This is a genomic window from Geothrix sp. 21YS21S-2, from assembly GCF_030846775.1.
Taxonomy (GTDB): Bacteria; Acidobacteriota; Holophagae; order Holophagales; family Holophagaceae; genus Mesoterricola.
Genome location: NZ_CP132910.1, coordinates 2,200,824 through 2,214,223, shown reverse-complemented (window position 1 = coordinate 2,214,223; position 13,400 = coordinate 2,200,824). Strand labels below are relative to the sequence as shown.

General features: G+C 66.8%; 6 protein-coding genes. 5 read left to right on the top strand and 1 reads right to left on the bottom strand.

Features of this window, described 5'->3' with window-relative positions; genetic code table 11:
• Positions 1-9 precede the first annotated feature (9 nt).
• Together rapZ and RAH40_RS09800 are read left to right on the top strand one after the other, a co-directional pair.
• Positions 10-861 (top strand): RNase adapter RapZ, encoded by an 852-nt coding sequence (gene rapZ / locus RAH40_RS09805; protein WP_306601925.1) that lies wholly within the window; start codon positions 10-12, stop codon positions 859-861.
• A gap of 189 nt (positions 862-1,050) precedes the next feature.
• Positions 1,051-1,689, top strand: a complete 639-nt coding sequence (locus RAH40_RS09800; RefSeq protein WP_306601924.1) for a PilZ domain-containing protein — start codon at positions 1,051-1,053, stop codon at positions 1,687-1,689.
• Positions 1,690-2,106: 417 nt separating this feature from the next.
• Here the strand turns inward: RAH40_RS09800 and RAH40_RS09795 are convergent, their stop codons facing one another.
• Positions 2,107-6,096 carry a right-handed parallel beta-helix repeat-containing protein gene (locus RAH40_RS09795; RefSeq protein ID WP_306601923.1) on the bottom strand — a complete coding sequence of 1,330 codons (3,990 nt, stop codon included), beginning with the start codon at positions 6,094-6,096 and terminating at the stop codon, positions 2,107-2,109.
• A 394-nt stretch (positions 6,097-6,490) separates the two neighbouring features.
• Between RAH40_RS09795 and RAH40_RS09790 the strand changes: the two genes are divergently transcribed.
• The 3 genes from RAH40_RS09790 (at position 6,491) to RAH40_RS09780 (ending at position 13,226) form a co-directional block, all read left to right on the top strand.
• The gene (locus RAH40_RS09790; RefSeq protein WP_306601922.1) at positions 6,491-7,084 is read left to right on the top strand and encodes an acyltransferase; all 594 of its coding nucleotides are present in this window, start codon (positions 6,491-6,493) and stop codon (positions 7,082-7,084) included.
• A gap of 50 nt (positions 7,085-7,134) precedes the next feature.
• The gene (locus tag RAH40_RS09785) at positions 7,135-8,388 is read left to right on the top strand and encodes a right-handed parallel beta-helix repeat-containing protein (RefSeq protein WP_306601921.1); all 1,254 of its coding nucleotides are present in this window, start codon (positions 7,135-7,137) and stop codon (positions 8,386-8,388) included.
• 440 nt (positions 8,389-8,828) lie between these two features.
• Positions 8,829-13,226 carry a hypothetical protein gene (locus RAH40_RS09780; protein WP_306601920.1) on the top strand — a complete coding sequence of 1,466 codons (4,398 nt, stop codon included), beginning with the start codon at positions 8,829-8,831 and terminating at the stop codon, positions 13,224-13,226.
• Positions 13,227-13,400: the final 174 nt, after the last annotated feature.

Genomic DNA, 13,400 nt, shown 5'->3' with positions numbered 1-13,400 from the left:
GCTAGTTCCATGGAACTGGTGATCGTGACGGGCATGTCGGGAGCTGGAAGGCGTTCAGTGCTGAGCGCCCTGGAGGACGCCGGCTGCACGGCGCTGGACAACGTGCCGGCGCGGCTCCTGGAGCCGCTCCTGGAACTGGAGGCCAAGCTCAACCCCAGCCGGCCCCGGCTGGCGGTGGGCATGGACAACCGCCATCCCGAGTTCGCCGAGGAACTTCCGGCCCTGGTCGACCGCCTCCTCGACAGTTCGATCCCCGTCTACGTGGTCTTCGTGGAGGCCCAGGACGACACCCTCCTGCGCCGGTTCTCGGAATCCCGCAGGCCCCACTTCCTGGCCAAGGACGGCGGCCTCAGCGAGGCCATCAAGCGCGAGCGCGAGAGCCTGGTGCCGGTGCGGGAGATGGCCACGGCCATCATCGACACCACCAACCTGACGCTCTCCCAGCTGCGCCATCGCATCTCCGAGCTGCTGCCGGACCTCCCGGTGGAGGGCACCACCCTCCGGCTCATCAGTTTCGGGTTCAAGCATGGGGTCCCGCCGGAATCCGATATGGTCCTGGATGCCCGGTTCCTGCCCAATCCGCACTATGTTGCGGAACTCAAGCCACTTACCGGCAAGGATATCCCGGTCCGGGACTTCCTCCTCAAATCAGACATCTTCGGCACGTTCCTGGCCCTGACCGAGAACTGGATCCTTTGGGCCTGGCCCTACATCCAGCAGGAGGGCAGGGCCTACCACACCATTTCCATCGGGTGCACCGGAGGCCAGCACCGGAGCGTCGCCCTGGTGGAGATGTTGGCCCAGCGGTTGCGAAGGGACATTCCAAAGTTAGTGTTGACTCATCGGGAGTTACACGGATAGGGCATCGGCGGGGCCCCCGGCGGGGCCATGAACCCCTGTGAGGGTTCTCAAGAATACCTTGTGTTGTGACGATATTCCTATCAGGAGGGCGAAATTTACCTTCCCAAGTGCCGGGTTTTTGCAAGAATGATTGGAAGTCAATTCGGGTGCCGTCGAAGCAGGCATTTCTTCCTCCTGGGGAGGTCAACCATGAGCGGGACCATCGAGTCAAGGACGGCCAAGCGGATCCCCGTTGAGAACCGCGTGACGGTCATGGTCAAGGGCAAGGCCATCCTTGCCGCGATTGCCGTGAACATCAGCATGGGCGGGCTCCTTCTGACCGCAGCCGAACCCCTGCCCGTGGGCAGCCAGTGCGAGGTGGCCATCGCCCTTCCGGAGGGCGACGGGGCGGAGAGCTTCGTGACCCAGGGCCGTGTCGTGCGGGCCGGCGAGAAGATCATTGCCATCCAGTTCGCGCGCATGCTGGGCGACCAGACCATCGGCGTGATCACGGCGCCTTCGACCGAGTCCCTGGGCGGTTCCCTGGTGCGTGCCTACGTAAACTACTTCAAGGTCAGCCAGAGCCGCATCGGTTACGATTGCGAGCGGCTGTTCGGGGTCACCTCGAAGACCTTCCGGACGATCTCGACGACCTCCTTCATCGCCTGCATCCCCGCTGCCATCGTGCCGGTCTGGGCCCTGCGCGCCTTCATCCCCGCTGTGCCCGACTGGGCCAAGATCATCGCCGCATTCGTCTACGGCGCGATCTGGCTCCTGGTGCTCCAGCCGTTCATCGATCTGGGCATCTTCAAGCTCATCCAGCAGCGCTCCCGCAGCGCGAGGACCTGAGTTCCCGTTTCTCCCGCTGCCGTGGCCGCAGCGGAAGCCGGTTCCTTCACCTCGCTCCGTTCGTTGTCGCCGGCCAGGCCGGCGCCAACGGAGAGCAGGCGTTCCGGCGGAGTGGGCCACGTTGGCACACGCCGACTCCGGGGAAGGTGACCGGCGACTTCCTGGTGGGGACTCCCAATCCGGGCCTGGGGCCCGGTGGGCTCCCAGGAGTGCTCCGAGGCATTGGCCACCCTCCAGGCCTCCACCTCCGGCTCACCCCTTCGCCGGAGTCCCAGGGCGGCGCCATGGCCCCCACACCCGTGGCCGGACTCCTTGCGATGGCACCCCCTTCGCCGGCGACCCCGGACGGGGCGAGGTGAAGGGACCCGTACCTGCCGCCAAGCGGGCGCCACCGTCAAAGGAGCCGAATCCCATAGCCTACTGAACGTTGCCCGAGGAGGTCACGCCCGTGGACCCGGAGATCCGGAGGCCCACGGTGCCGTTGCCGGTGAGGATGTTGTTCGTGATCGTCGGGTTGGTGCTGGTCGCGGAGAGGATCCCGAACGAATAGTTCCCGGTGGACGTGTTGCCGTCGCAGACGGTGCCGGTGTCGTTGTAGAGCTCGATGCCCGCGTGGTCTCCGCCGCTGCCGGTGCCCGTCACGGTGTTGTTCAGGACGAACGTGTGCGTGATGCTGTCGTGGATGTAGATTCCGTAGGAACCGCTGTTGGTGATGATGTTGTTGGTCACCCCGGAGCCGTCGGTGAATTCCCCGACCAGGCCCGTGTCATTGCCGGAAGCCGTGCAGCCATCGATGTAGATGTCCTTGCACGGGGCGTTGGAGAGGCTGATTCCCCACGTGAAGCCGCAGGTCGCGTTGTTGGCGAAGGTGAGGCGGGAGAACAGGGCGTTGACCACGGATTCGCCGGCGTTGGGTTCCACATCGATGCCGCTGCCGTTGATAATCGGCTGGCCCGACACTTCGACGGAACCAGTGTTGTTGCTGTAATTGCCCCCGGACACCAGGATGTTGGTGGCATAGACGATGGACATCCCGTTGCGCCGGCAGACGGTCCCGCTGCAGTTGATGATCGAGATGTTGTCGGACTGGGCCGCGATGTAGATGCCGTCGCAGAAGCACTTCGAGGTTGCGACCGCCTCCACGACCACATTCTGCGAGCCCGAGATCTGGATGCAGTTGCCGTTCTCGGCGGTGGTGGGTGTGGGGATGGTGTTGTTGCCGTTGTTGCCCAGGATGGTGCCGCCGTAGATGTTCACGTTCTGAACGCCGCTGGCGGCCACGACCTGGTAATTGAGCGTGGAGGTGGACATGGCCTGGAGGACCGCTCCAGACTCCAGGATCAGCGACATGTTGCTGCCGAGCCGGATGCCGGCGCCGCTGTTCGCGGTGGGGTTGATCATGTAGGTGCCGGCCGGGATGACCACGGATTTGCCGGTGCCCTTGACCGCATTGACGGCGGCCATGATGGCGGCCGTGTCGTCGGTGGCCCCATCCCCTCTCGCGCTGTAGGGGGCGTTCTTGACATTGGCGCCCTCGACGATGTTGCCGAGCTGGATGACGGTGCTGGCCACCGTAAGGGTGATGGAGGCGCTCTTGGTGGGGTCGGCGACGCTGGTCGCCTTCACCGTATGGGTGCCGGTGGAGGAAGGCGCGTTGTAGATCGCCTTGTAGTTCCATACCGGGGTGGCGATGGTGCCGGCCGTGGCGCTGCCGTTGGCGACGCCGTCCACGGTCCAGGTCACGCTGGTGTTGCTTGAGCCCGAGACGGTGGCCGTGAAGATGGTCGCCCCCGAGGCCCTGACATAGGACGTGCCGATCTTGGCCAGGGAGACGGTCACCGCCGAGGAGCTCTGTACGGTCACCGTCGTGCTCGCCGATACGGAGGTGTTCGCAGCGCTGGTGGCCGTTATGGTGTGGGTGCCCGTGGTGGCCGGGGCGATGTAGGAGACGGTCGTTCCGGAGCCGGAGATGGTCCCTACGGCGGCGGAACCGCCCGCGATCCCGTCCACGTCCCAGGAGACGCCGGAATTGGTGGTGCCGCCCACCGTGGCGGTGAAGGACTGGGAACCGGAGGGGCTCATCGTGGCGGATCCGCTCGGGTTCAGGGTGACCGTGATGACGGGCGCCTGGACGGTGATGGTGGTGGAGGCGCTGACGGCCGTGTTGGCGACGCTGGTCGCCGTGACGGTATGGGAGCCCGCCAGGGCCGGGGCGGTGTAGGTGACGGTGGCGCCGGTCCCCGTGAGGGTCCCCACCGTCGAATTGCCTCCGGCAACGCCATCCACCTTCCAGGTGACGGTCTGGGTGGATCCACCGGTGGCCGTGGCGGTGATGGAGGCGGTGGCGCCCGTGGCCACCGTGGCGGAAGTCGGGTTCACGACCACGGTGACCGGCCCGAGAACCGTGATGGACGAGGTGGAGCTCTTGGCCGGATCGGCCGAACTGGTGGCCTTGAGCGTATGGGTGCCGGCGGCGGCGGGAGCGGTATAGGTCGCGGTGGCCCCCGTTCCGGAAACGGTGCCCACGGTCGCGTTGCCGCCCGAAATCCCGTCCACGGCCCAGACGACACCGGTGTTGGTGGTTCCGGTGACCGTTGAGGTGAAGAGCTGCGTGGCCCCGCTGGAGACGCTGGCGCTGGCGGGGGTCAAGGCGACCACGACGGAGGACTGGACCGTCACTGGGGTGGAGGCGCTCCGCGTGGTGTCGGCCGTGCTGGTGGCGGTGACCGTGTGGGTTCCCCCCGAGCCGGGAGCCGTGTAGGTAACGGTGTTCCCGGTGCCGGTGATGGTTCCGACCGTGGCGTTGCCGCCCGCGATCGAGTCGACCGTCCAGGTGACACCCGTGGATGTCGTCCCGGTCACGGTGGCGGTGAAGGAGAGCGTGGCGGAGGTGGCCATGGTGGTGGCCCCGGGGGCCAACGTCAGGGCCACTCCGGCCTTGACGGTCACCACGGAGGTGGCCGCCTTGGTGGGGTCAACCGTGCTCTTGGCCGTGACGGTGTGGGTTCCGGCGGCGGTGGGAGCCGAGTAGGTGACGGTGTTTCCGGTGCCTGAAATCGTTCCGACGGTCGTGTTGCCGCCGGCGATCCCATCAACGGCCCAGGTGACGGTGGTAGTGGTGGATCCGGTCACGGTGGCCGTCATGGAGGCGGTGGCCCCGCTGCTGACGCTAGCGGTGGAGGGGCTCAGGGTCACCTGCACCGGGGCCTGCACGGAGATCACCGTGGCGGCGTTCTTGGTGGGATCGGCCGCGCTCGTGGCCATCACCGTGTGGGATCCCGCGGTCGCCGGGGCGGTATAGGTGACGGTGTTGCCGGTGCCCGTGAGGGTTCCCACGGTGGCGTTTCCGCCCGCGACGGCATCGACGGACCACGTCACCGCCGTGTTCGTCGCGTTGAGAACGGTGGCGGTGATGGAGGCGGTGGCCGAGGCAGGGACGGATGAGGACGAGGGCGTGAGGGAGACGGAGACGGGCGCCTGAACCGTGATCGCGGAGGTCCCGGAACTCTTGGGGTCCGCGACGCTGGTGGCCGTGATGGTGTGGATGCCCGCGGCGGCCGGGGCGGTATAGACCGCGGTGTTTCCGGTGCCCGCGATGGTCCCGGCGGTGGCGCTGCCGCCCGCCGTGCCGTCCACGGACCAGGTGACGGCGGCATTGGTGGAACCGGTCACCGTGGAGGTGAGGGTGAGGGTGTCGGAGACGGCCAGGCTGGCCGAGGCCGGGACCAGGCCCACGACGATGCCGGGGGTGGCCTGGACCGTCACGACCGCATCATCGCTGACCGAGGGATTGACGGAACTGATGGCCGAGACGGTGTGGGTGCCCGGAGAGGCGGGGGCCGAGTACGTGACCGTGGTCCCGGAACCGGAGATGGTTCCAGTTGTGGCGTTCCCGCCCTGGACCCCATCCACCTGCCACTTGACGGAGGTATGCCGGGTTCCCGTCACCGCGGCGGTGAGGGCTGCGGTGGCGCCGGGTGCGAGGGTGGCCGTTTGCGGACTCAGGGCCACCTTCATGGCCGGGGCGAAGACCCGGACGTTGGCGGAGGCGGTCGTCTTGGCATCCGCCGTGCTCGTGGCGGTAATGGTGTGGGTGCCCGGCAGGGTGGGTGCGATGTAGGTGACGGAAGCGCCCGTGCCGGAGAGCACGCCGACCTCCTCGTTGCCGCCCGGGATGTTGTCGACGCTCCAATTCAGGTTGGGGATGACGGTTCCCGGGGCCGTGATGGAGACCCCGACGGTGTCATTGCCGTTGCTGTCCAGGTATTCCAGGTTCAGGGTGAGGCTGGAGGGGGTGACCGACAGGGCCGGGTTGGGCGACCCCGCCCCGCCGCAGGCGATGTACGAACTGATCCCCCCAATGGCGAGGATTCCCAGGATACGAATTTGAATGCCAATACCGTTCATGGGCTCCTCCGCCCTAACGTCCGCTCTATCGTCCAATCGAGAGAATACCTTTAGATGAAAGAAAAATCGGATCATTTTTTCAACCGCAGCCATGGTCCCGGGGCGGGCAGGTCCTGAACCCGGGGCCCTTCCAATTGAAAGCGCTGTCTCCCTGGGGGTTCCCGCAGATCTGCCGGTGAGGGCGCGCATGGGCTTCAGCGGAGGGTCGGGTGGTTTCCGAACCCAAGAGTCCTGTCCTCAATCCCCTGGAGGGGCCGGAACGTCCAGGCCGGGTCAGGAGGGGCCAAGGATCCCGGGAGCCATTCCATTCCTGGGTATAGACTGGAAAAAATTAGACTTGATTTACCCTCAAGTCCGATTCCATGATTCAAAGGCCAACCTAAAGGTGTGAACGATGGGTCTACTTAGGCAACTCAAGGACCTGTATAAAAGGTTCCACCTTTGGCGCCTGCGCAGGGCGGGTCTCACCTTCGGCGAAGGCTGCCGGTTCTCCGGCCTGCCGAGCTTCGGCACGGAACCCTACCTGATCACCCTGGGCAACCATGTGGCCATTGCCTCTGACGTGGTTTTCATCACCCACGATGGAGGCACCTTCGCCTTCCGGCACCTGGAGCGGTACCAGAAGGTCATCAAATATGGCAGGATCACCATCAAGGACCACTGTGTCATCGGGGAGCGGGCCATCATCCTGCCGGGTGTGACCATCGGCCCGAATTCGGTGGTTGCCGCGGGTTCAGTGGTTTCCCGGAACATCCCCCCCTCGGTGCTTGCCGCCGGAAATCCCGCCAAGCCCTTCCTGACCCTTCACCAGTACGCGGAATGGGCCCTCGCGGCCAACCCTGCGTATGACCCTGAAGAATATCGCCGCAACAAGAGGGGGGCCCTGCTGAAGATGACCATGCGGGGTTCCGCGCGGAGAACCGCACCCCCGGGCCAGCCCGCGGGGGATTCCGCGGGAGCCGCGCCTCCGGACCCTACCCCCAGGTGAAGGCACCCTTTGGAATTCGTTCGCGGTGATTCCCGGTTCGAGGAGCCTCCATGACTTCCATTTCGTGGCTTGCCCGGCCTGAGGGCGGTCCCTCCCAGCCCGGAAGGGCCTTCATCGCCGGTCTGATCCTTCTGACAAGCATGGGGGCCCTGGCCGCCGAGCAGGATCCCTGCGTGCCGCCGGCGCCCTCGTCCAGCCGGGTCGTGAACGTGAAGGATCGGGCCTACGGCGCCCTGGGGAACGGGGTCCGGGACGACACCCGCTCCATTCAGCGGGCGATCGATGCGGTGGCCGGGACGGGCGGAACGGTCGTGTTTCCAGCCGGGACCTACCTGGTGGACCCCGTCGCCTCCATGAACGCCGGACTGCGCGCGGTAAGCAACGCGACCCTGCGCTTCCACCCGGGCGCCATCCTGAAGGCCATGCCGACGACGACCTCCAACTACGTGGTGCTGACGGTCAGCATGGTCCAGAATGTCACGATCCTGGGCGGCACCATCCTTGGGAACCGGCACAACAACTCGATCAGGGACGAGGAAGAGGGGGGCATCGGGCTCAAGGTGGCCGGGTCCCGGAACGTCTTCATCCAGGGGGTGACAGCCAAGGATTGCTGGGAGGACGGGTTCTATGTGGGGGCCGGCGCCAGGGATGTGACCCTCTGCCAGGTCGTGGCGGACGGGAACCGCCGGCAGGGTCTATCCGTGACCAGTGTCGACGGCCTGGTGGTCACCCGCAGCACCTTCAGGAACACCACAGGCTTCATGGAGAAGGGCGCCTTCGTCTGCGGCGCCGGGATCGATCTGGAACCCAACGCGGGGCAGACGGTCGCCAATGTGACCATCACGGGCTGCGAATTGAGGGGCAATGCCAGCGGCGGCCTGGCCATCTGCGTTCCGTCCTCCCTCACGGGGCGGGCCTTCATCAGCAGGGTGGTGGCCGAGGACAACACCGCCATCGACAATGCCAAGCGCGACGGGACCGGCGGGATCGTCGTCTCCAACACCACCGGGCACCGGATCAGCAACAACCGGGTCAGGAACAGCCTGGGCAATGGCATCTACCTCTTCAATCAAGCCAACAGCAACGAGATTTCGGGCAATGTGGTGACGGGCACACGGCCCGCCTCCGGGCCGGGCAGCGACAAGGGAAATGGCATCCTGCTCTACCAGACCCGAGGCAATCGCGTCACGGGCAACACCGTGACCGCCAACGCCGGTTGTGGACTCCGGAATGCGAGCCCCATGGGCCCGAACACGGCCGAACAGAACTCGGTTTCCGGGAACCATCCTGACATCAGGTTCTAGCTGGGAGGCTCACCGCCAAGGGGATCTGCGCGGTCACCTTTAGGTTACATTTATCGCATTGGGTGCCCGATGGCGGCGCTTGGGCCCCAGGCGCCGCCGATCGGCCTCGACAGGCCCTCAGGGAAATTCCCCAATGCCCATTGGACATTCGGGGAATGGCGGCCGATCTCGGTTTGAGGTTCCACGGGGGGCACCACGATTCCGGTTTCAGAAAAAAACCCCATTCTGGCTATTGCCTGAATTGTAGAGAACATTCATCATGAAGTTCTCAATCCCGTTTTCACCTCCAGAAACGGACCGGACTCCTGGAGTACCCCCAGGAGGAATTCGTCTTTCATAACTCCAATGAGGTATTGTCCATGGGTCGACCGGCTCTGAATCCAAAATACGCTCTGGGGCACGGTGCTTGCGCCATGCTGGCCGGATTGGTCCTTATGGGGATGGCCGCCTGCAGCGGCGGAGGCGGTGGGGGTGGCAACCCCGTGGTGCCCGCTCCGGTGGCCACCTCCTTGACGCCCTCCTCGGCCACTCCGCTCTATGGAGGGACCTTCACGCTGACCCCGGTCTATTCGGCCGGGACCGGGAGGCTGGACAACGGTGTCACCTGCCCCGCCAGCGGGACCGCTTCCGCAGCGGTCACGGCGAACTGGGTGGGGGCCAAGGTTTTCACCCTGACCGTGACCAATTCCGCCAGCGCCACCGCGACCACCACGGCCACCGTCACTCCGCAGGCGGTCGTCGTCGCCGCGGTGGCTCCGGCCACCGCATCGCTCTTCCCAGGTGGCACGCAGGCGTTCGCGTCCAGCGTGACCGGGGCCGCTGACGCCACCCTGACCTGGTCCGTCGACGGCGTGGCCGGCGGCAATGCCACGGTCGGCACGATTTCCGCAGCCGGCCTCTACACCGCCGGCACCGCCGCCGGGACCCGCACCATCGCAGCCACCGCGCACGCGGACGGCACCACCCAGAAGACCGCCACGGTCACGGTCACCGTGCCCGACAGCCCTGTGGCCACCTCCCTGGTCGCCTCCAGCGCCACCCCGCTCTTCGGCGCCACCTTCACCCTGACGCCCACCTATTCGGCAGGCACCGGGACCCTCGACAACGGTCTCGCCTGCCCGGCTTCGGGCGCGGCCTCGGCCGCCGTCACCGCCAACTGGGTGGGGGCCAAGGTCTTCACCCTGACCGTGACCAACGTCCTCAATGTCACCGCCACGACCACCGCCACCGTGACGCCCCAGGCCGTCACCGTGGCCGATGTCAGTCCGGCCACCAAGACCCTGAACGTGGGCGAAACCCAGACCTTCGCCTCCTCCGTGACCGGCGCCGTCGACACCGCCATCATCTGGTCCGTCGACGGCGTGGCCGGCGGAAACGCCACCGTGGGCACGATCTCCGCTGCCGGCCTCTACACCGCCGGCACCACGGCGGGGACCCGCACCATCGCCGCCACCGCCCACGCGAACGGCACCACCCAGAAGACCGCCACGGTCACGGTCTCCGTGCCCGACAGCCCTGTGGCCACCTCCCTGGTCGCCTCCAGCACCACCCCGCTCTTCGGCGCCACCTTCACCCTGACGCCCACCTATTCGGCAGGCACCGGGACCCTCGACAACGGCCTCGCCTGCCCGGCCTCGGGCACCGCCTCGGCCGCCGTCACCGCCAATTGGGTGGGGGCCAAGGTCTTCACCCTGACCGTGACCAACGTCCTCAATATCACCGCCACCACCACCGCCACCGTGACGCCCCAGGCCGTCACCGTGACCAATGTCAGTCCTGCCACCAAGACCCTGACCGTGGGGGGCACCCAGACCTTCGCCTCCTCCGTGACCGGCGCGGTCGACACCGCCATCACCTGGTCCGTCGACGGCGTGGCCGGCGGCAATGCCACGGTCGGCACGATCTCCGCGGCCGGCCTCTACACCGCCGGCACCGCCACCGGGGCCCACACCATCGCAGCCACCGCCCACGCGAACGGCACCACCCAGAAGACCGCCACGGCCACCGTGGTGGCCGTCCCCGTGGCCACCTCCCTGGTCGCCTCGGATCTCACGCCCCTGTTCGGCGGCACCTTCACCCTGACCCCCACCTATGCCGAGGGCACCGGGACCCTCGACAACAGCGTCGTCTGCCCGGCCACGGGCGTCGCGTCCGCGGCCATCACCGCCGACTGGACCACCGGCGCCAAGGTCTTCACCCTGACCGTCACCAACGCCGCCAACACCACCGCCACCGCCACCGCGACGGTGACTCCCCAGACGGTCGTCCTCACCACCGTGAGCCCCGCCAGCGTCGCGCTCACCACCGGCGGAACCCAGACCTTCACGTCCGGCGTGACCGGCGCGGCCAACACCGGCATCACCTGGTCGGTGGACGCCATCGACGGCGGCAACGCCGCGGTGGGCACCATCTCCGCCGCCGGCCTCTACACCGCCGGCACCGCCGCGGGCACCCACACCATCAAGGCGACCGCGGTGGCCAACTCGGCCACCTCCACCGCCACCGTCACGGTGTCGGCGCTTCCCGTCGTCACCAGCTTCACCGTGACCCAGCCCAGCTTCAGCCCCGGCGGGACCGCGACCTTCACCGCCGACTTCAGCAATGACACCAGCAGTGCCGTGATCAACCCCGGCGCCATCGCGATCACCCCCCTGACGCCCGTCTCGATCACGATTCCCAGCGCCACGACGACCTATACCCTCACCGTCGAGAACGCGGACCACACCGCCGCCACCGGCACCTGGACCGCCAAGGTCCTGGTCGGCTCATTGTCCGTCCGGGCCGGCCTCCCGTCCGGGCAGGGCAACATCGACGGCTTCACCGTTCCCATCCATACCGGTGACTCGGCCAAGACCCTCGCCCGCTTCTGGGAACCCAACGGCATGGCCCTCGACCAGGCTACCGGGGACCTCTACGTCTCGGACTACGACAACAACTGCATCCGCAAGATCACTCCGGCCGGCGTCGTTTCCACGCCCTATGGCCTGGTCGGCCAGCCCGGTTCCGCCGACGCTCCCGCGCAGTTCTTCGGGCCCAGCGGCCTGGCGCTGGATGGAGGCGGCAACCTCTACGTCGCCGATGTCTGGAACTACACCATCCGGAAGATCGATTCCGCCGGCGTCGTCAGCACCGTCGCGGGCACCGCCGGCCAGGTCGGCAGCAGCGCCTCCAGGTTCTACTTCCGGCAGTGGGACGTCCCCGTCAATATCGCCCTGGACGCCGACCCGAACATCCTCTACGTGCCTGATCAGCTCAACAACGCGATCCGCATGGTAAACCTGACGACCAAAGCCATCACCACCATCGCCGGGCAGGTCACGGATTTCACCGATCCCCTCAATCCCGTTGCCCATTCCGGCAGCTTGGATGCCCTGGGAACTGCGGCCTCCTTCAACTTCCCCACGGGCGTGGCCCGGATCGGCACCAAACTCTATGTGGCCGACTTCAACAACAACGCCATCCGCGTCGTGGACCTGGCGGGAGCCTACAACGTCACGACCCTGGTCCTGGCCGGCGCCCCCGCGCTCACCTCGCCCGTCGGCCTGACCACCGACGGCACCAACCTTTTCGTGACGAACTACGAGAACTGCCTCATCCAGAAGATCGTGCCGACCAGCCCCACCGCGGGCACCATCACCACCCTGGCTGGCACCAGCGGCTCCGTGGGCAGCCTTGACGGCATCGGCAGCGCCGCCAGATTCGCCTACCCCACCGCCCTTGCCGTCTTCACCGGCGCGGGGCCCGCTCCCTACGCCAATGGGACCCTATTCGCCGCGGATTTCGGCAACAACACGATCCGCCAGATCGACCCCACCGCCAATGAAGTGAGCACCCTCGCGGGCGTGGCCGGCGATCCCCGCCTCCACGACAACACCGCTGGGGCTGCGCGGTTCTCCGATCCCACGGGCGTCGTCGTGGACAGCACCCGCACCTACGCCTACGTGGCCGACTACGGCAACTCCGCCGTCCGGCGGGTGACCCTGGCCGACGGCGCCACCACCACCCTCATCAGTGCCGCGCTGGCGGCTCCCAACTATGGTGGCCCCAACTTCCAGCCCTGGGGCATCGCGCTCGATTCCAGGACCGGGATCCTCTACATCGCGAACTACGGCAGGGGCTCCATCAGCACCTTCGACACCGCCGGTGCCACCTTCGCGGCCTCCTACACGATGGATGCGGTCACCGGGTTCAACCTGCCCACCGGCGTCGTGGTGTTCTCCGATGCGTCGCACACCACCCTGTATGTCTCCGATCAGGCCCGCAACACGATCACCAAGGTCGTGGACGGGACGGTATCGACCGTGGTCGGGACGCCGAACGTCTCCGGCTATTCGAACACGGCCGACGGCTCCGTCATCTTCAACACGCCCATGGGCATCGCGCTCTCGCCCGACAACTCCCTCCTCTACATCGCGGACCAGGGCAACCACGACATCCGCCAGCTTGTCACCGCCGACGGCACCGTGACGACCCTCGCGGGCGCCACCACCATCAGGACCCCCGGCCACACGGATGCCACGGGCACTGCCGCCCGGTTCAACAATCCCCAGGGCCTCGCCGTGGACGCCGCCGGCACCCTCTATGTGGCGGACACCTACAATGACCTGCTCCGCATGGTCACCCCCGCGGGCGCCGTCAGCACCATCGGCGGCCTGCCCATGGGCGCCTCGCAGGTCACCGGCAGCATGGTGAACATCCCTGCGGGCCTCGGCACGCCCGTCGCCCTGCCGGCGTCCCTCGCCTACCCGAGGGCACTGGCGGTGGTTCCCAGCTTCGAACCTGGAAAGATGGGGATCTACGTGACCGTTCCCGACTGCCTCCTGCAGATCGGCTTCTAGCGGATCATCGGTTGCTTTGCGCGGGGGGCCCCAGGGCCCCCCGTTTTTCAATGATCAATTTGCCCTGGAAGAATCGCCCCATTCCGATAAGAATGATCTATCAAGGTCGATCATTTCCAAGTCTTGGTCAGGGAACATGGGCAGGGCGGGGCTTCCGGGCCGCGACCGGCCTTC

Bases quoted from the DNA above. Each gene is read 5' to 3' on its own strand.
- rapZ (WP_306601925.1), top strand. From the start codon at position 10: ATGGAACTGGTGATCGTGACGGGCATGTCGGGAGCTGGAAGGCGTTCA.
- RAH40_RS09800 (WP_306601924.1), top strand. From the start codon at position 1,051: ATGAGCGGGACCATCGAGTCAAGGACGGCCAAGCGGATCCCCGTTGAG.
- RAH40_RS09795 (WP_306601923.1), bottom strand. From the start codon at position 6,096: ATGAACGGTATTGGCATTCAAATTCGTATCCTGGGAATCCTCGCCATT.
- RAH40_RS09790 (WP_306601922.1), top strand. From the start codon at position 6,491: ATGGGTCTACTTAGGCAACTCAAGGACCTGTATAAAAGGTTCCACCTT.
- RAH40_RS09785 (WP_306601921.1), top strand. From the start codon at position 7,135: ATGACTTCCATTTCGTGGCTTGCCCGGCCTGAGGGCGGTCCCTCCCAG.
- RAH40_RS09780 (WP_306601920.1), top strand. From the start codon at position 8,829: ATGGCCGCCTGCAGCGGCGGAGGCGGTGGGGGTGGCAACCCCGTGGTG.